Origin of the sequence: Bdellovibrio bacteriovorus (assembly GCF_001592745.1) — a bacterium.
GTDB lineage: Bacteria > Bdellovibrionota > Bdellovibrionia > Bdellovibrionales > Bdellovibrionaceae > Bdellovibrio > Bdellovibrio bacteriovorus_B.
Genome location: NZ_LUKD01000001.1, coordinates 1 through 19,592, shown reverse-complemented (window position 1 = coordinate 19,592; position 19,592 = coordinate 1). Strand labels below are relative to the sequence as shown.

Here is a 19,592-nt window from a genome sequence, read left to right as displayed (position 1 = left end):
AAAGAAGCAGGCACCTCTAGTCGAGGTGTTTTGGGGTGAAGGCTTCTGGGAAGATTTCTGGGAAGGCGAAGGACTTCATTTTTCCGTGAAGATTCGCGGTGTGAATCATGGTTTGTTCGGTCGCGAATTCAGCGATGACTTGGCGGCAGAAACCGCACGGAGGCCATGGTTTTTCAGCGTCGCTGACGACCAATACCTCTTTCACTTGTTTCGGGGCCCCTTCGCTGACAGCTTTAAAAATGGCCACGCGTTCGGCGCACACAGTGCCGCCGAAAGAAGCGTTTTCTACGTTGCACCCGGAATAAATAGAGCCGTCCGCCATGAGCACTGCCGCGCCAATAAATGCGCTAGAGTAGGGGGCGTGAGCTCTTTTTTGAGCGTCACATGCGGCTTCGAAAAGTTTTTTTTGAATATCAGTCATAGTCCTAAATTCTCTAATATTTTGCTGAGTGCGATCAAGGGTAAACCTTGAATGGCCGTGAAATCTTGGCTTTCAATTTTATCAAAAAGCATAATGCCATGCTTTTCAATTTTATAACTTCCAGCGCAATCCGTGGGCATATCAAGTCGCACGTAGCGCTCGATCTGTTCGCGCGAAAGTTTTTTCATGTGCATGCGCGTGATGTCAGTATAAGGAATCATCTTGTCACCATCAAACACGCAGATCGCTGTGATCAATTCATGTGTCTTACCCTGCATGGAATAAAGCTGTTCGACGGCTTTTTCGGGCGTGTGCGACTTGCCAAGAATGCGACCTTCAAAGGCCACCAGTTGGTCGCCTCCAATCACAACGCGGCCGGCCCCTTTCAGGCTGTCTGCTTTCAACATCGCCAGCTTCTCTGCAAGATGTTGAGGGGAAAGGCTAGGATCCTTCTCTTTTTCTTCATCAATCAAAGGGGCGGTTGCGGTGAATTTGTAAGCCAAACGAGAAAGCAGCTCTTGGCGGTATTTCGATGTACTTGCGAGTATCAATTGTTTTTCTGCCATAGGGCTTCAACTATATGTCAAAATAGCTGTAAAAACTATAATTTAAGAGCCAACGCGATGAAATTGGGGTAAACAGAGGGTCTCTGGAATAACCTGATTTCCAGAAGAGAACTGAAGAATTGTATGACTAAAAAAACTCTGCCCGATGTGGCTAAAGAAACTCACGCTGAAAAATACGCTCCGATTGACTGGGTAGGAATGGGCTCGATTGAATTGCCTTTGTTGCTTCGTCAATCTGATGGTGTGTATCGCATTCCGGCTCGCGTGGATGCAAAAGTCAGCTTAGATAAAACTCCTTCACGTGGCATTCATATGTCGCGTTTGTATCTTATCACTCAAGAAACCTTGTCGAAGAACGAAATGTCTTTGGGTCTTCTTGGTCAAACGACGGATGAGTTCCTGCGCACGCATGAAGATCTTTCGACGCAAGCTTTGGTGCAAGTGCAGTTTGAAGCTCCGCTCGTACGCAAAGCCTTAAAGAGTGCAAACCAAGCTTGGCGCTCTTATCCCGTGATTCTTTCTTCATTCAACAAGGAAGGCGCCAAGAATTACTTCGTTGAAGTGGTTGTGACCTATTCAAGTACTTGCCCGGCTTCAGCGGCTTTGTCTCGTCAATTGATTCAAGATAGTTTCAAACAACAATTTGAAGAGCGCTCTTTGGATTTTGACGTCGTTCATTCTTGGTTGGGAACTCCGCAAGGGATCGTCGCGACTCCGCACGCGCAAAGAAGTTTTGCACGTGTCAAAGCAGAGGTGGGACCGAACTTTAACTACGGCGATTTGATTGACTTGGTTGAAGAGGCTCTGCAAACCGCCGTTCAAGGTGCGGTGAAAAGGGAAGACGAGCAAGAGTTCGCTCTTCGCAATGGTCAAAACTTGATGTTCTGTGAAGATGCGGCTCGCCGGGTTAAAGAAGCTTTGGATGCCAAAGCGGAGATTCTGGATTACGTTGCTGAGTTCAGCCACGTCGAAAGCCTGCATCCACATAACGCTGTTTCTCATATATCTAAGGGTAAAAACCTTCGTACTTTCTAGTACTTAGGTTGATTTTCTTGGAAAAGCGGCCAGGTAATTAAGAATCAACTGAAAATGATTCTTAATTATTTGGACTTCTGAGGGCACTTCTTCTATAAATGGTCGTTCGAGGTGCCCATGGGTAAAGACGCAGTTCCATTTCTTCCAAGACAACATGATGAAGACATCGTAGTTCATACGGAACAATTTGATGAGCCCGAGCTCAAACGTATTATCCGTGCCTTGAATCTTAAAGTTACAACTCAACGTATGGCGATTCTAAAGGCCTTGCACGATGGCCGCCGCCACGTCACAGCTCAAGAGCTCTATGAAAAGCTAAATAAAGACCATCCAGATATTGGTTTTGCGACAGTGTATCGCTTCCTTCGCACGCTGACAGAGGGCAGCTTCGTGACAGAAGTGCGCATGGGCGGATTGCCAGCGCGCTATGAGCTGACTCCGAAAGGTCACCACGACCACTTAACATGCGTGAAGTGCGGAAAGATTTGCGAGTTTGAAAACAAAGCCATCGAAGGTCTTCAAGAAAAAGTCGCGCATCAGTTCGGTTTTAAGCTGACCCACCACATTTTAGAGCTGTACGGTGTATGCCCGTCTTGCCAAGCTAAGGTGTAATCCTAAAGGACCGAGAAATCGGTCCTTTTTCGTTTCGTAATATTGTCGTCTCAATTTGAGAATTACCGTCGCTATACTAGGGAAACTTCAATAATTTTATGGGTTGGGGTTGCGAAGTGTTTTGGAAAGTCCGATAGGACTTTTGATGCGATTTCTGAAACATGCCCTTATTTTATTCATCGTGTTTTGTCTTGGTTTCAAGGGCGGGGATATCGTTGAGCTTGAAGGATATTTCAACGCTCGTTACTCAGCGAATTTTCTTAAATCCACGAAAAACGTAAAATTTGTGATGCCGCCCGGAACGCGTGCGCGTATCGAAGAAACTAAAAAGTTTAATTCTGGAAATTACGGTTTGAAAGTGGAACTGACATCCGGCCCTCATAAGGGCGAGTCCGTCTGGGTTTACTACAACACCGCAAACCCATCGATGAAACTGTATCCGGGTGAAAAAGAGATGAAGCAGAATGCTTCGACAGAAACTGTGGAAGTCGCGACGCAAGTGAAGACGACAAAGGAAACGCCAGCACTGCGTGTTCCCGCTACGGAGACGGCAGAAAAAGTAATCGAAAATGTGTCTCAAGCCAATCGTGTCGTACAAGAGCAAGGAAAAGCGGGTGGACCTTGTTCAGACTGTGAAGTCGCGCAACTGACTTCGCGAGGAGAATCCGTCACTCCTATCGGGGCTCCAGAAGGCCTTGTCAACTGGACGGCAAAGCCGACACAAGATACTCCGGTGATCAATCCACCGACTCGCACAGTGAATCCTTATGGATTGCGTTCGGTGCGTTGTTCCTCCAAACAAGGCGGTTACGATGTTTGTTCGTATGGCGACGACCCAACTCCGGGTAAATTTAAATTCTACAATCGCGGACCGAATAAAATCGTGAGCAGTGGTGAATCGCGTATGCGTGAGTGGAGTTTTGATTTTGAAGCGGGGGCCCGTCAAAGCTTGGGTTTTTCGATTAGTGATATGCCGAACTCCACGATCAGTCAGACACAAGAAAGTTATATCGTGCTTTTGCCGCGCAAAACTTTGCCGCACATCCGTGTAGAAGGAAATAAGCAAATCGTCACGTTGCCTACCGGTGAAACGGTGACATTCAATACTCAAACCAAAGAAGTTATTGGTGGTGTGCTTTCAGAAACGGGCGCCTTGACCTCGGGAGGAAAGGCCTTGAATCCCGCAAAGATCTCTTACAGCGGTAACGGCGTCATGGTGCGCGTAGACCGGGTGGGAGAAGAGCCGCGCCTTCAACGCAACGGAACGGCGACAATCAGCAAACAAGGTCGGTCCTGCAAAGTACCTGTGGTGGATTTGTGGCCCGATCAATCTAGTAGCTCCTCGGCTCGCTTTAAATACTTCTCGGACTCTGATTTTGACGCTTATATCAAGCGCAAATGTGGGTTTGGCTTATAATAGAAGCACTGCATTTCAACGACTGGCCCTTGCTGTTCTTCACCCCTCATCCTAGAATGAGGGCTTATGTCGCATGCTGAAGAAGACGGAATCATAGTAAAAGGCGCCAAAGAACATAACCTCAAGAATGTCAGTGTGACTATTCCCCGAAATAAGATCACTGTCTTCACAGGCCTCAGTGGCAGTGGAAAGTCGTCTCTGGCTTTTGACACGGTCTACGCTGAAGGACAGCGCCGTTATGTGGAAAGTCTTTCGGCCTATGCGCGAAACTTCCTTGAACAGTTAAAAAAGCCGGAAGTTGATTCCATTTCAGGATTGTCGCCAGCTATTGCCATCGATCAAAAGTCTGTCAGCACCAATCCTCGCTCGACCGTTGGAACCGTGACAGAGATTTACGACTATCTTCGTTTGCTTTATGCAAAAGTAGGTATTCCTGAGTGTCCGATTCACCATATTCCGGTCAGCAGTCAGACTCCGCAGCAGATTATTGAAGACGTGATGAAAAAGAGCATGGGCACAAAGTTCTATGTTCTAGCTCCCATGGCTTCTGGAAAAAAAGGGGAGTTCTTAGCCGAGTTCCAACGTTGGGCCAAAAAAGGTTTTGTGAAGGCCAAGGTCGACGGAAAGATGATCGATCTTGATAAAGCCACTAAATTAGCGAAAACCAAAACCCACGATATTGACCTGGTCGTGGATCAATTGATTTTGAAAGATACGCTGAAGCATCGTTTGGCAGAAAGTATCAATACTTCACTAGGCATGGCCAATGGCCGCGTGATCATCGAAACTTTAGATGGTGAGCGTACGGCTTACTCTTTACATTCTGCTTGCCCTCAGTGTGGATACAGCTTCCCGGAAATTGAACCGCGTATTTTCAGTTTCAACAATCCTCGTGGAGCCTGTGAGACCTGCAACGGGCTGGGCACTTTGGATTTGGAAGAAGAAGAACAGTTTTCTGATTCCGAAGTCGGCGGTAAGAAGCTTGATAAAGTCGTCTATAAATACAAAGGCAAAAAAACTTCAGACGAGGATGATGAAGAAGGCGAAGAGATGGTTCTTAATGCTTGTCCTGACTGTAAGGGGACACGCTTAAAACCAGAAGCGCTGAATATTCGCGTAGGCGAAAAAACAATCGCAGAGCTGGCCGATTTAAGTTCGGTAGAATTGCGCGAATGGATTTCTAAAATCAAATGGAAATCCAAAGACCAATTGATTGCTGAAAAAATCGTGAAGCAAATCGTGTCACGCTTAGATTACTTGGTACGCGTCGGAACGTCTTATCTTTCCTTAAGTCGCCCGGCTCGAACTCTTTCGGGTGGTGAGGCACAACGGATTCGTCTGGCGACTCAAGTCGGTTCTTCCTTGATCGGCGTGCTTTATGTGATGGATGAACCGAGTATCGGTCTTCACCCCAGAGATCACCATCGTTTGTTAGATATCATCGGAGAGCTCAAAGACCGAGGTAACACCATCTTACTAGTCGAGCACGATGAAGACACGATTCGCTATGCTGATTTCGTTGTCGACTTAGGACCTCGCGCGGGTGTTTTAGGGGGCCAGATGATGGCACAAGGAACACCTCAAGAGTTAGAGAAAAATCCGAACTCCTTAACAGGTAAATACCTTAAAGGCGACGTGCGCATTCCTATTCCTAAAGAGCGCCGAAAAGGGAACGGTGATTTTTTAAAGATCACCGGAGCTACAGGCAACAATCTTCGCAACGTGGATCTTTCAATTCCGTTGGGAACTTTCACCGCAGTTACCGGGGTGTCAGGATCAGGAAAAAGTACGCTGATCATCGACACTCTTTATAAGATTCTGGCACAACACTTTTATAAAGCTTTGGCGCAACCATCACCTTATAAAAAGATCGAAGGCTTGGATAAAATTGATAAAGTCATTGATATCAATCAACGTCCGATTGGTCGAACGCCTCGTTCAACACCAGCGACGTACGTCGGTTTGTTCCCGATGATTCGCGATCTTTTTGCGAATCTTCCCGATTCTAAGTTGCGCGGTTACGAACCAGGACGCTTTAGTTTCAACGTGAAGGGCGGTCGTTGCGAAACCTGTATGGGGCACGGGCAGATTCGTGTTGAGATGCACTTCTTAAGTGATGTGTTCGTGACCTGTGATACATGCCAAGGCCGACGTTACAATCGCGAGACTTTGAATATTAAGTATAAAAATAAATCCATCGCCGATGTTTTGGAAATGAGTGTGGCGGAAGCGTTAGAGTTTTTCCGCAATCACACCCAGATCTATCGCAAGTTAGAAACTTTGCACCGCGTGGGTTTGGATTACATGACCTTAGGTCAAAGCTCGACGACTCTTTCTGGGGGAGAAGCGCAACGGGTGAAGCTTTCTAAAGAGCTTTCTCGTCGCGGCACCGGCAAGACGCTTTATATTTTGGATGAGCCTACAACCGGATTGCATTTTGATGACGTTCGAAAACTTGTGGAACTGATTCAAGAGCTGGCGGATGCCGGCAATACTGTTCTCGTCATCGAACACAATATGGAAGTGGTTAAAACCGCTGACCATGTGATTGATTTGGGACCGGATGGTGGTAAAGGCGGCGGTTTGATCGTCGCCACTGGCACCCCAGAACAAGTTGCCAAGGTTTCAGGCAGCGAAACAGGTAAATTCCTAAAACCCGTTCTTAAATAAGGCTTGATTCTTCGCCCAGAATCGACGAATTTTTGGAGCATGAAATACTTCACAGGCTCCTTTGCATTTACGATTCTGGGACTTATTGCGTCCTATTTTGTTGGTCACTATTACGGCGGTACAGTCGGCGCAGGATTAAGCGCTCTTTTCATCGCTTTCATTTTGGCTATTCTTGAAATCTCTCTTTCTTTCGACAACGCGATTGTAAACGCCGTCGTACTTAAAGAAATGACTCCGGTTTGGCGTCATCGCTTTTTGACGTGGGGGATGTTGATTGCCGTTTTCGGCATGCGTTTGGTGTTCCCACTATTGATCGTGACCTTCATGGCGCATGTCAGCCCTTGGGAAGCCTTGGTGATGGCAGCAACAAAACCAGATGATTACGCGCAGTTGATGTTAGGGGCGCATTTGGAAGTAGCGGCCTTTGGCGGAGCCTTCCTTTTGATGGTGGCGTTGAAGTACTTCTATGATGAAAGCAAAGACTTGCACTGGATTCCAGTGATTGAAAAGCCGACAGCTTACTTGGGAAGTAAAGTCGAAGCCATCGAAGTGGCGTTAAGCCTTATTATCTTAGCGATCATTTCCCAATTCCTTCCTGATGATGAATCTTTGCGCTTCATCAAAGCGGGGATGGCGGGTCTTATCACTTATGTGATCGTCGATGGTATCGGTTCATGGCTTGAAGCTTCAGATGATCAAATGAAAGACGTGCATAAAGCAAGTGCTGGTATGTTCTTATACTTGGAAGTTCTAGATGCTTCTTTCAGTTTCGACGGTGTTGTCGGAGCATTCGCGATCACGCACAATCTTTTCATTATCATGATCGGTTTAAGTATCGGTGCGTTCTTCGTACGTAGCTTAACAATCATGTTCGTAGAAAAAGAGGCTTTAACGAAGTTTGCATTTTTAGAACATGGTGCCTTTTACGCGATTGGTTTATTAGCCATGATCATGTTATCTGATCCGTTCTTACACATCCCCGAGTGGATCACCGGACTGAGTGGTGGAGTCATCATCGTGACTTCATTCATCTGGTCTTTAAAGAAAAACGAAAAACAGCTTAAAGCTCACTAGGTAATAAAAAAAAGGCTCTTAAACAGAGCCTTTTTTATTTTCTGAAACGGCGGCTTTTTTATTGGAAGGATCAAGCCAAATCTGCAACACAGAGGCAATCATGATCGTGATCGCTCCAAGGGTTTGAAACAATGAAAGTCTTTCGTTGAGAATCAAGAAACCGAAGACCGCCGCAAACGGGGATTCTAAAAGAAAAAGCATGCTGGCCGTGGAATCCGAAAGCACTCGTTGAGTTCGCACCTGCAAATAAAACGCGATAATACTGGAACCTAATCCCAGACAAAGAACACCCAGCCACGGAGTCCAATCTACCGGCATCGGACTTCGCTCTTGAGCGATGTACAAAGGCATTAAAGCTAGCAGACACCAAAACGATTGGAAGTTATTAAAGCGAAACGCATTACCAACACGATTTGAAATCTTCCCAATGTAAATAATATGAAACGCGGCAAACACCGAGCAGCCGATGGTCCACAGATCACCGGCATTAATGCCGGAAAGATTCGCGTCGACCAAAATAAAAGTTCCTGCCAAGGCCAAACCCACGATCAAATAGTTTTTCAATGTCGAAGGCGCTTTGAAAAACCAAGCATTCAGCAAAGGCACGATGATGACGTAAAGACTGGTCAAAAATCCACTCTTCGTCGCGGTTGTGTATTTCAGACCGATGGTTTGCAGTAGCAGCATTCCGCCTAAAAGAAGTCCGGCGGGCAGGGCGCGAAAGAGCTCTTCACGAATTGTGGTGAAGTTAGGTCCCTTCGCAAGCAGATAAAAAACTTCACCGACGATCGCGGCGATGATGAAACGAAAAACCAGGGTTTCTGTGGGGGTAAAGGCACGCAGTGCCCACACTGTGGCGATAAAGCCGAAGCCCCAAAGGACTCCGGCGAAAATCAACTCTAAGGCCGCGCGATTTTTAGTCAAACGCTTCAGACCAGATGCGAGTTTTGTCGAAGCCGTCGACCTCAAGAAGTTGATGTTTTACTTCCTTGATCATTCCGCCGTTACCACAAAGATAGAACGTCGTCGGAATATTTTTGTAATCAAATTCCGAAATGAAGTTCTGCACGTAACCTTTTTTGCCTTTCCACTCTTCGCTAGGGCGGCTTAAGACAAATTCAAATTTGAAATCAGGAAGCTCTTTCATCAAAGCTTCGACCTCTTTTTGGTAGTACATGTCTTTTTCAGAGCGCACCCCAAAGAGCATGCGATAGCGAAGATTTGGGTACTGTTCTTTTTTAGAAAGCAAATAGCAGATATGTTGAGAAAGTCCTGTGCCGGTATTTAAGAACACGATTTGTTCGGTTGGCGGCTCTTGGAAGAAGACTTTTCCGAAAGGACCTGTGAAGTTTATAAGCTCTCCACCTTTAAGAGCCCATACAAATGTCGAGGCCACACCATTTTCAACGAACTTGAAAAGCAAACGGAAGCCGTTCTTGATTCTGTCGTCAGAGGCGATGGAATAAGCTCTTAAAATAGGTTTTGCTTCCCCTTGCGGCACATTTAGCATCACGAATTGACCCGCTTTAAAGGTAAATTCCCCCGGTTCCTCGGTTTTTAGCACCAATTCTCGCACGGTCGGGGTGTGGTCGATGATTTCAGTGACTCTCATGTGATAGACTTTACGAGCGGAAGACATAAGGCTCCTTCAGTTTTAAAAGGTCTTAATAATCCGAAAATCCCAGACAGTCCAATATTTTAGCTTGTTACAAAACCTCGCATTCAATAAAATTCAATAAGCAACACAGCAATGAGGTATCTACGTGAATATTGCGCAGCATCTGGTCTTATCCCTTGTCTTGTCTTTTTCAACGTTCGCGCAGGCTCAAGAGACTCCGGCTCCTCAGGAAGCCACTTCTCAGCCCCCCGCAGAAACTCAGGAAGAAATTCCTGCTCCACAAAGATCCCTGCTTAAAACAGCAGCGACGCGGGAGTTCAACAAAGCCCTTTACTTCGATCAGTTGGATAACGGTGTAATCTTGCCTCCATTGGAATTGGAATACGACCTGACGGGCGCTAATGGAAAGCAATTGAAAATCGGGAATGTGGCGTTGAATGAGAAAAACTTTTTCTTCGCACTTCTTCCGCTGGGTAAAACGCACTCACAAATCAATCAGGTGTTGAGTGGCGGTGAAGCCAGCAAGGTCATGCTTTTGATGTCTTGGCCGGATAAGTTGATGACTCATGGTACGATCGAGATGATCTCTAGAACGGGAACAGTTCTTTGGAGCTACACGTTCACGCAAGCCGATCACGATAAATGGATCAAACAACTGGAAGAGTGGCGCAAAGACCTCATTGGAAAAGGTGTTGAAGCAAAACAAATCGGTCGCGCGGGTATTTTTGGTACTCAGTTCGCTTTAGATGCTAGAGCCGCCAACGCTCCCTTCTGGGGACAGAAGGATTCTTTCCGTTTTTGCGTAACTCAATCTGACGGTCGCAACTCGACAAAAATGTGTTCGCAACGTTACGGTACGAAGTCTTCGGGACAAAACGTCGTAATGGGTAAAGTTCGTATGGACCCCACTCCGGCGCGTGTGCTTGTGCAAAATGAAGAAGCGCCATTGAAAAACTCGGTTGCGGTAGGTGCGGATATGCCCGCTGCTTTCTTTGCCGAGCTAGCAAGTGGTGAGTCGTATGAGTTTGTGACTTTGCCGAATAAACTTCAACTGATGGATATTTCAGATACGAAAAAACCAACAGTGCTTCGTATCGTCGGTTACGACACCCGCCCAGTGGGTCGTTCCGTGATTTTGAATCCAGATCAGTACAGTGCTTTGACGAAACTTCTTGGCTTTGAATCTACTATCGGTGATCCAAGAAAATTCTGGGCCGCAGCTGTGCAAAAAAATGATCCTAAAATCTACCTTCCAGGTCAGGGCGGAGGCGTCTTCAAACAACGCTTTGAACTTTCAGAAATCCCACGGGCTCAAGCGCGTGTGTATTTAAGTAAGCGCGCCCCAACGGGGACCTACATTGATGGTATCAAATTAGAAGGCCGTAAACAGCCGGTCGCGGACATCTCTTCAGAGCAGAACTCTGTAGAGGTCAACGCAAAAGACCCGGCTTCTTTCGTTTGGAATTTCAAAGCGACAGAGCGTGGTGCTATCAATCGTTCCTACTTGAATGTGACGATGGACGGAAAAACGTATAAGTCTTTCTATGAAATCTATAAAGGTTTCCCGCGCGAATTTTCAGGACGCTTCACGGGGGTTCAGGCTTCGGGTGAGTTCATCATCATGGGTGAGGTGGCATACAATCAATGGTTTGAAGACCTTTTTGGTTGGACGAACTATTGGCTTTCTCGTCAGCGTTGGGGCTTTAGTGCAAAGTACTTCCAGTCCTTCAACCAATTGAAAGTGGATGATGCAGGGAACACGGCTCCTTTAAGTGTAATGACTGTGGATCTGAAGTACCGTGCAACTCCAGGTCTATGGGGTCGTGACGAAACAGTGGGTGGAATGCTTTCTTATCAAAGTGTGACCTTTGATCAATTAAAGGCTCCGATGTTAGGTGTAGGGGCTTTCTGGGCGCGTTCTATGCCGAAGGTCTTTGATGATCTTTTCAACTTAGTTCCACTTCTTCGTTATCCGAAGTGGGTGGATATGGAATTCATCTATTACATGAATTCGATGGATTCGAATGTGGAGCTGAACTCGTCCATGTCTCTGAACTTCCACGGTAAGGTCTTGTGGTCGGACCGCTACTTCGGCGAGGCAGGATTTGGTATCAAACGCTACGGCTTCACGGATTCTTCGTTGAATCAAAAAGCCGAGTTGAACACCTTCTACGGCACTGTCGGCTTAGGTATCAACTTCTAATAAGTACCGAGAACATTACGGAAATTCAAAGAACACCTGGCTTCCAGGTGTTCTTTTTTTTTTGCCCGAACGCTAAGAGCCCCGCAGAAATGTCACCTGTTTAGGTCTTTGACAGCTGTAAACGTCTTTATCAGTTCTCCCAGTGGACGGGGATTTGCTTATGTCCCAATCGTTGTCATGAAAGGAACGTCAAATGCGAGCACTTATGCTGTTCTTCCTCTTTATTGTGGGATTATTTTCTTCTCTTGTGGTTTCTGCGGAGCAAGCTTTCGCGCAAACCGATAAAACTAAAAACATCTCGAAGGCGGCACAGTCTCGTGTGATCAATGACTCACTAGTTGAAAACCTTCGTTGTTCAACTCTTTCAGTAGACAATATCTATAAAGCCATTCGCGCGGATGCGTTTTCAGAAGAAAGAAATATGCCCGTGACCAATTGGCCTTTCCGAAGTGGTGTTGCGACGATTGCGGGCTGCTGGGCCCTTTCGAGCACTCAACGTATGGTCTCTTACTTAGCTCGCTATAACACGGTTGGAGCGCAAGCGATGAGCGTTCGTGTGCCCGTAATTTTGGATATGGTGCGCGGGAATAAACTGGTTGAAAATACGAGAGACAACTCCAATGCCCCTTACGATACAAGACCTGCTTCTTACTCCACTTTCGCGGTTGAAGGAAACACTCTGAAAGCGACAAATACATATAACGGTCTGTGGGCCGAAATGCGTGACGGTTATGATCAATGGATCAGCGGAGCTCGCGTGCGCCGTAACTTCACCGATGAGATCGAAGCCAATCAAGCCAATCGTTTCTTCCGCTTCGGTAACTTGGGCATGACATTCAAAAGCGGTGAGCGCTCTGTAAAAGCCAACTGGGCGACAATGGCACAACTTCTTAAAAACCTGAATGGCAAGCGTTTGACTTTGATGAATCTGCGCGTGGAAAGAACAATCCAGCACGTGGTGATGGTGAAGTCTTATAAGAAAACAAAAAGCAATGTCTATGAATTCACAGTTTACGACTCAAATCAGCCTTCTCGTGACGTTCTTCTGTACTTTGATGGAACGAGTGGACAATTTTATTCTCCAGCCATTGTTGGCGGCTTTGTTTACCAAAATGCGTCCCGTCCTGTCGGAGCATTTATCGTAAGTGAAGATGAGCGCGCTCCATTGGAAAAAGCGATGCTAGCGCACTACAAGGGTCAATGTAGATAAACAGAACAGACCTATAAAAAGTTCTCAGGTCCCTGAAGTCCTCAGGGACTGATCTTGGGTGAGAGCTTTTTAAGCAATTTTGGAATCAAAACGAAACCATCTTACTGGCCCGCTAATTGCTAAATTCGCGGACGGTGCTAGAACACGAATTTTTGACCCTACCCAAAAGGGGGCGTGAATGTCTTTAAGAATAGTTATTGTCTGCGCTTTATGCCTGATGATGCTCTCTATCGCGAGTGCGGAGAGTGTGTCACTACCGCTAAAGTCAGTCAAAAAGCCCTCCGCAGACCTTCTAAACCGCTCTGGAAGCCCTTTAGACGTCGGTCAGGCCGCAGCCCTCGCTAATCAAGGAACGGACCTTAGCACCTTCAATCCTATCGAAAACAAGATGTGGCAAAACCGTATTTACGATGCGGTGGAAAACGTTCCTGGCGCTTATCCTGCGGCCGCTCGCGGTGTGCAGTTCCTTTCTGAAGAAGCCGCTTTGCCCTTCACATACATGTCTCGCGTTCAATCCATTGAAAGCCCGGGTCTTTTCTATCGCTTAAGCCTCAGCCGTTACTCTCACACAACTTTGATGAGAGCCGCTCTTTTAAGAAAACTCGGCTATTACGTTCCGTCTCCAAAGTACTATCGCAACCTGCGTGTTCAGTTCGCGAATGAAGAAGAAAAAGAAGCTTTCTTGAAGAATGCTCAAGAATCCATGATTTCTGACTTTGAAAGTCGTGGCTGGGTGACGGAGAATAACAAAACCAATCACACGGTTGTTTTTTCAGATGCGGTTCTTGAACCGGCTGTCGCTGAATACTTTGATATTCAATGGGGTTATGCTCCAGATCCAAACAATCCAGATCAATTGCCAACGGTGCAAAGATTCTCTCGTTACCGCGCTTACCGTGCGTTGATTCTTCCATTCTCTTTGGTGGATGTTCCTGAAAGTATCAACCGTTTTTCTCCGAAATTAGGTTCTGTTCTTTCGGGCCACGTCGTTCTTACACATCCTTCCGCAGAGTCATTTTCTGCGTGTACTTATGAAGATGCTCGTTGGTTGGTGCGTCGTTTGGCCCAACTTCGTTATCAAGACTTTCAAGACATCGTGAAGGCAGGGGCCTTCCCGTCAGAGCTTGAAGAGTTGGTGTTAGCAAAACTTATCCACCGCGCGCACAATGCCTTGGAACTTTTCAATCTTAAAGGTGCGGCGAACTGGTCGCTTCCTCGTCTGGATATTTCTACGAAGAGTGGGCTAGTGCAAAACGGGAAGGTGATGAAGGAATTCGTTCCTGGTTACCCACAGCGTTTTGCGCACGGAGACCGTCAGTCGCCATTCCAAGATGGTGATTTAGAGCGCTACCTTGGAATCCGCTCTAAATCCATGGCGATTGGAACCGTGATCAACTACCTTAACGAAAAATTGGATTTGCTGAAGGTGAATGACCTTTATGCCAACCGCCGTGAAGAGATCACAAATCGTATCATGGACCATATCCGTACTAAACCGAATGAGCCACTTTACCAACAAGTGGAGGCTTGGGGTGGACCTGTTGGTGGATTTAACTTAGCTGCCACTCGCCATGTTTCGACGGGCACTTACTATGGAAGTTCGGCGGCGATTCAGCTTGTCGATAACATGAGCGTGGCGGGTCGTTTAGGCTACTTTATGACTTTGGACGGAGTTCCTGACGTCGTACCGTTTGCCGGTGCCAACGTCATGGTGATGCGGGATTACACTCACGTACGTCCTCTTCTTTCCATCACCGAAGGTGCGAAAGTTCCGTGGAAGAATATCTTGCTTCCTCGTTACATGAACAATCTTTCTCAAGTCTTGACGGAAAAAGACCTCATCACGTCTGAAGATGGTAAGAAGCAACAGCCTTTGGATGCGTTCTTGGCGGAACTTCGTGAAGGCGAAGTCTTCACAATCACGGACTCTGTGGCGCTATCTGCTTATGCGCAATTAACATCTTCCTTAGATGTCTTGATGGGGATTACTCCGCTAAGTTTCATCAACTCTGTCTCCGTTGGGGCTGATGGTTCTCGCGCGATTCTTCGTCAAACAAGCTTTATGCGGACGAAGGAAGGTATCCAAGTCTACGTTCGTAACCAAAAAGCCAGTGCTTTGGGGATGAGCTTGGATGTGAACTACTTCATTAATTTGATGCGTGTTCGCGCCAGCACAACGTGGACGGATCTTAATACGGATGCTTTCGTTATTGATTACAATCCGGAATACGCGGAACTCCTAGATACTGAAAACGCGGATTCAAAATTCGTTAAAGACTTTTTGGCCACTCGTAACAATTTGAAGCCTGCTTTGCGCTCGTTATTTAAGAGCAATGATCCTGAACTTCTTTACGCAAACTTCGCGCATAAGAAATTTGAGATTGATCACCAGCTTAAAACTAAAGAGATGCGCACAAAGGTCTTTGCGATCCGTATGAACTCTTTCACAGAGGATCATTTATTGAAAATCCGTTACCCACGTTCGCCCGACGCTCCAGATCTAGATCCTAAGGATTCTGAGGTGACTCTGTTTGCTAATAAACGTGGTGAGTTGAAAGGCCGTGATCTTTTGGGTTTTGCGACGGACTGGATTAAAGGCATTCTCAGCAAGTGGAAGCCTGACAACAAGATTGATCTGGCTGAAACAAATGATCCAAATCCAGCCAACACGCCATTCGGTAAAGCTTACTGGAGAACAGTCACTACAGAGGCCGATCTGACGGTGAAAGGCACTCAATATCCTTCCGTTGCCGTGATTCAACACGTGTGGGGCGGATGGCATTTGAACCGCAAAAAATTCTTTAAGCTTCTAGATGAAGTTCAACAAGAATTAAACGGCGCTCCTTTAATGTCTTACCGTTTGATTGAGCCTGAGGCTTTCTCAACGGTGACGGCCGTGGATTTCTATCGTATCACGGCGAATCTTTCGATCTTGCCAGGTGGCCTTGATAAAGTGCGTGATTTAGTTCTTCAGCCAGATGCGAATGGGAAGTCTGTCAAACGTTCCAAATTTATCAGCGGCGTTTTCCAAAAGCTGAGTGAAAAAATGGGTCGTAAGGCGCGCGCTAACGATAAAGAAATGTTCGACGACATGTTGAAAGTTCTAGGAAATGGCAATTACAACGCCGGTAAGAATCGTTACATGGCGGCCTGCTATGAGTACCATGAAAATCGTCATGGTGGTGGCAAGAACGACAGTGCGCAAAACACGCCGACCTCGGCTTGGCTCAATGGTACAAACTACGACTGTATGATTCCTTGGATGGAAAAGCTTTTGAAAGCTTCCGCTAGTTATCCTAAAGACAAAAAGTCTCAGACGCAGTGGATGACGAATGTTCTTTATATTTTAGAAGAAGAAATTCCTCTTCCACAACTTTTAAAGTTCTTAGGTGAAGAAAACTATGTCTTCTTTGTTCGTATCAATGGTTTCCGCAGTGGTGATGAAGATGGGGACTTAGAGTACTTCTCAAATACTTTGGGTGATCCTAAGAAAAACATGGATTACGCCAGCGGCTTGATTGCGATGTTTGCCAATAAGACCCGTATTTCTCCGATTGAGTTAGATCGTTCACAAGGAAGCTTCCGATGAGAAACGCACTCTTTGTTTTGCTGACACTAGGAACTGTTTCGGCCTTCGCGGCGGATCCCTTCGCTATCTACCAGTGGGGAATTAATAATCAAGGCCAACCGCAAACAGTGGACTTGGATCCTTTGCACACTTACAAGGTGCCTGCTCGCGCCCAAGAAGACGTGCGCCTGCCAGCTCCACAAAAGGCCAAAAAGAAAGTGCTTGTTGCCGTCTTAGATACGGGTATCCAGAAAGATCATCCAGATCTTAAAAACGTCATTCACCGTAACGAGACCGAATGCCGTGCTTTAGCGAAGTTCAATGCCTGCCTAGAAGACAAAGATCGCAAAGAGTGTGAAGCAAAATGGATGGATCTTAAAAATCCTGAAGTGGATATGGATAAAAATGGTTATCCCTTAGATTGCCAAGGCTGGAGTCTTTTAGGCGCGGTGAACCCGACGAATAAAATCATGGGGCGCCCTGATTTTGGTGATGACCAAGGTCACGGAACTCATGTCGCCGGTATTATCGCAGCGGAAGTTGGCAATAACGTCGGCATTCGTGGTTTAAGCGAAAACGTTGAAATCCTGCCTGTGCAGGTTATTGGGGTTCAACCCAGTGAACCGATTAAGCCACTATCCATCTATGATTCTCCTTCTGAAGAAGGTCGCGAGAATATCAAAAAGAGTCTGGGTGATGTTGTTGCTCGCGGTGTGATCTATGCGATGCACTCAGGCGCTCAAGTAATCAACTTCTCTATGGGGTGGCCACAGACTTCGGATTCTGAATTTATGCGGAAGGTGATTGAGGAGGCTCAAGCTCGCGGTATCATCATCGTTGCGGCGGCGGGAAATGACTCCACTCGCGCTCTTTTAAGACCGTGTGCTTACCCTAACGTGATTTGCGTTAGTGCAGCGGGTCCCGACGGTGCGATGGCTCACTTTTCTAACTTCGGCAGTGGTGTTGATATCGTTGCACCGGGCTTAAATATTTTAAGTACGTATCCTGAAGGACGTCGTCCTGTGCGTTTCCGTTCTACATTGGGTTACGAATACCTCTCGGGCACTTCTCAGGCGTCTCCCTATGTAGCAGCCGCCGTGGCGGAACTTTTGGCTCGTGGTGTGCCAGCCAATGAAGTGTATGCTCGTCTGGTTTTGGGATCTCGTCCGTTGCTTTCGAATCTATCGTTGGTGTCGGGTGGTTCACATGAACAAGGACGCGTGTTATCACCTGAAAAAGAAGTCTATAAGAAGTATTCCGTCGGTGGAAATATGGACGTGGAACGCGCTCTGAAAGTTCCTGCGCAACCACTCATCACTATCGCCAATAAAGAAAAATCCGAAATCGTTTGGGATCGTAAAAGTAAAGATCTTAACTTCGAAATTTCTTTTGTGAATAAGTGGGCGCCTGTAGATATCTCTCAAGTGCGTATGACCGCTAATTTCTTAAAACCTCATCCCGAAGCGGCTCGTCCGTGGGTGACTTCGATTAAAGAAATTGCTCCTTATGCGGCTTTATGGAAAACGGGTGAAGTTCGTAAGTATACGGTGGCGATGACGATCGTGGATGCTGCCGATCCTTCGCAATCTCGCATTCCAAGTGAGCTTGATCTGACTGTGGATGTTTCTGTGAACGGCCAAGAAGCTCGTCGCTACGTTTTAGAAAGCGAAGTGACTGTGGAAGTGAATGCGAACTTAGCGGGAAGTGATATTCAAACGTTCCCCATCGTGGGCATGCCGAAGGGACGCTTTTCTTTCATTCCGCTCGATCAAAACTTAGACGCAGATACGAATCAACGTGATTACCTGGCGTTGATTGAAAATAAAAATACATGGCAGCTTTACCTCGTCGCTGATGCGGGCAACGGAACTTACAAAGCTTCTGGCGGTACTAAAATCCAAATTGAAGGCAAGAGCGATAATCTTCTGGATAAAGTGACAGCTCGCATGGATATGAACGGCGATGGTCGCAGTGAATATGTCTTGGGAGTTTTGGAAGATAAGACCGAAGAGGAAGACTACAAAGGTTCTCCAACATCCTTCTTCGTTTTTGATTCTTCTTTGAAGTTAGTCGATAGCTTTAAGTATGACGGTGTGATGGCGCCAATGCCTGTGGATGCGTCGCAAATTTACTGGCAATCCATCGGCGGTACGAAGCGCCCCACATGGTTGGGTGGTGGTAAAGACCCGGATCGTAAGCGTGATCTCAAAGATTACTGGGAAAATCCAGATAACTATGAACAATCCAAGCTTCGTCTGTACTTCTTAAACGAAAAGAATCAGCTGAAAGCTTTGCGTGATCACGAAGACTATCAAATCGTGGATATCATTCAACCTCGTCAAGATCAGGTTGAAGCCGGTCGTATCGCGATTCTTTTAGCGAAGAATCAGGGGACGGAAGCCAAGCCTTCCTATTTATATGACTTCGCCGTCGCCGAAGTGGTTAACGGGAAGATTGAAAACTTCATGGAGCTTGATTTATTTCATGACTCAAATGTTTACCGAAACATCCTAGACACCCGCGTGGATAAAATTCAGAACCTTGATTACAACAAGGACGAATTCGCGGGGAGCTTCTGGTTCGGGGAAGGCTTGAGTCGTAAGCAGCGTTTAACGCTTTTTGATAACAAGGACTTTGACCTTTTGGATCGTCAGTTGGGGGCTCAGCGGTCCCAATTTGACTCCGCTTTGCGCGTTCGTGCGGTCTTCGCCGGTCAGCAACGCAAGGGGGCTTTCGTTCTTACAAATTCTGAAATTCAGTACCATGACCTGCTTTCGGGGCAGGTTTGGAGCAAGAGTTTAGACCGCTATACATTCTTCCCAGACAACCTCTTTATCAGTCTGTACATCCCATTAACTTTGCGTGATGCGCGCAATGCATCAATAAAGATTCCTGGGATCTTTACTACTGAAAGTGCCGGCCTCAGCCGTGGTGTCAAAATGTTGGTACCGGTTTTTGCAAAGGATGGATCTGCGATCGAACTGGTGTCACCGGCGCGCTTAAGATTTAAGTCTTCGGGATGCCGTTCGATGGAGACACCTGTCTTCGACGGAGCGAAAGGGGCTCACTCTTTCGATTACTACTGCGGAGACAAGTTACTCAGAGTTAATTTGACGTATTAGTAAATACAAAACACATATAGGGACGAAAACACATAGGAGGAACCACAAATGAAAAATGTAATGCGCACTCTTCTTG

13 protein-coding genes are annotated in these 19,592 nt (G+C 46.6%); 9 read left to right on the top strand and 4 right to left on the bottom strand.

Going from position 1 to position 19,592, the window contains the following annotated elements; translation table 11 throughout:
• Positions 1–16: 16 nt before the first annotated feature.
• Positions 17–421: a cytidine deaminase gene (locus AZI87_RS00065; RefSeq protein ID WP_063204424.1), complete on the bottom strand. Its 405-nt coding sequence runs from the start codon at positions 419–421 to the stop codon at positions 17–19.
• Positions 418–987, bottom strand: coding sequence for a Maf family protein (locus AZI87_RS00060; RefSeq protein ID WP_063204423.1), 570 nt, complete (start codon positions 985–987; stop codon positions 418–420). Before AZI87_RS00060 ends, AZI87_RS00065 begins: the two co-directional genes overlap by 4 nt.
• A 123-nt stretch (positions 988–1,110) precedes the next feature.
• Here AZI87_RS00060 and folE2 point away from each other — a divergent pair, with 123 nt between their 5' ends.
• The 5 genes from folE2 to AZI87_RS00035 all read left to right on the top strand — a co-directional run bounded on the left by folE2 (position 1,111) and on the right by AZI87_RS00035 (position 7,795).
• The gene (gene folE2 / locus AZI87_RS00055; RefSeq protein WP_063204422.1) at positions 1,111–2,022 is read left to right on the top strand and encodes a GTP cyclohydrolase FolE2; all 912 of its coding nucleotides are present in this window, start codon (positions 1,111–1,113) and stop codon (positions 2,020–2,022) included.
• A gap of 117 nt (positions 2,023–2,139) precedes the next feature.
• A complete protein-coding gene (locus AZI87_RS00050) occupies positions 2,140–2,634 on the top strand; it encodes a Fur family transcriptional regulator (protein ID WP_063204421.1) in 495 nt (164 codons plus the stop codon).
• A 145-nt stretch (positions 2,635–2,779) separates the two neighbouring features.
• The gene (locus tag AZI87_RS00045; protein WP_063204420.1) at positions 2,780–4,051 is read left to right on the top strand and encodes a hypothetical protein; all 1,272 of its coding nucleotides are present in this window, start codon (positions 2,780–2,782) and stop codon (positions 4,049–4,051) included.
• Between the two features lie 66 nt (positions 4,052–4,117).
• Positions 4,118–6,721, top strand: coding sequence for an excinuclease ABC subunit UvrA (gene uvrA, locus AZI87_RS00040; protein WP_063204419.1), 2,604 nt, complete (start codon positions 4,118–4,120; stop codon positions 6,719–6,721).
• A 39-nt stretch (positions 6,722–6,760) separates the two neighbouring features.
• Positions 6,761–7,795 carry a DUF475 domain-containing protein gene (locus tag AZI87_RS00035; RefSeq protein ID WP_063204418.1) on the top strand — a complete coding sequence of 345 codons (1,035 nt, stop codon included), beginning with the start codon at positions 6,761–6,763 and terminating at the stop codon, positions 7,793–7,795.
• Between the two features lie 18 nt (positions 7,796–7,813).
• On the opposite strand, the gene AZI87_RS00030 is transcribed toward AZI87_RS00035, so the two are convergent.
• The gene (locus AZI87_RS00030) at positions 7,814–8,764 is read right to left on the bottom strand and encodes a DMT family transporter (protein WP_253696269.1); all 951 of its coding nucleotides are present in this window, start codon (positions 8,762–8,764) and stop codon (positions 7,814–7,816) included.
• Positions 8,712–9,434, bottom strand: a complete 723-nt coding sequence (locus tag AZI87_RS00025) for an FAD-binding oxidoreductase (protein WP_063204416.1) — start codon at positions 9,432–9,434, stop codon at positions 8,712–8,714. Before AZI87_RS00025 ends, AZI87_RS00030 begins: the two co-directional genes overlap by 53 nt.
• A 124-nt stretch (positions 9,435–9,558) precedes the next feature.
• Here AZI87_RS00025 and AZI87_RS00020 point away from each other — a divergent pair, with 124 nt between their 5' ends.
• The 4 genes from AZI87_RS00020 (at position 9,559) to AZI87_RS00005 (ending at position 19,516) form a co-directional block, all read left to right on the top strand.
• The gene (locus AZI87_RS00020; protein ID WP_253696267.1) at positions 9,559–11,616 is read left to right on the top strand and encodes a hypothetical protein; all 2,058 of its coding nucleotides are present in this window, start codon (positions 9,559–9,561) and stop codon (positions 11,614–11,616) included.
• A gap of 193 nt (positions 11,617–11,809) precedes the next feature.
• Positions 11,810–12,826 carry a hypothetical protein gene (locus AZI87_RS00015; protein ID WP_063204415.1) on the top strand — a complete coding sequence of 339 codons (1,017 nt, stop codon included), beginning with the start codon at positions 11,810–11,812 and terminating at the stop codon, positions 12,824–12,826.
• A gap of 178 nt (positions 12,827–13,004) precedes the next feature.
• Positions 13,005–16,415, top strand: coding sequence for a hypothetical protein (locus tag AZI87_RS00010; RefSeq protein WP_063204414.1), 3,411 nt, complete (start codon positions 13,005–13,007; stop codon positions 16,413–16,415).
• On the top strand, positions 16,412–19,516 hold the full coding sequence (locus tag AZI87_RS00005) for a S8 family serine peptidase (RefSeq protein WP_063204413.1): 3,105 nt from the start codon (positions 16,412–16,414) through the stop codon (positions 19,514–19,516). Before AZI87_RS00010 ends, AZI87_RS00005 begins: the two co-directional genes overlap by 4 nt.
• Positions 19,517–19,592 lie beyond the last annotated feature (76 nt).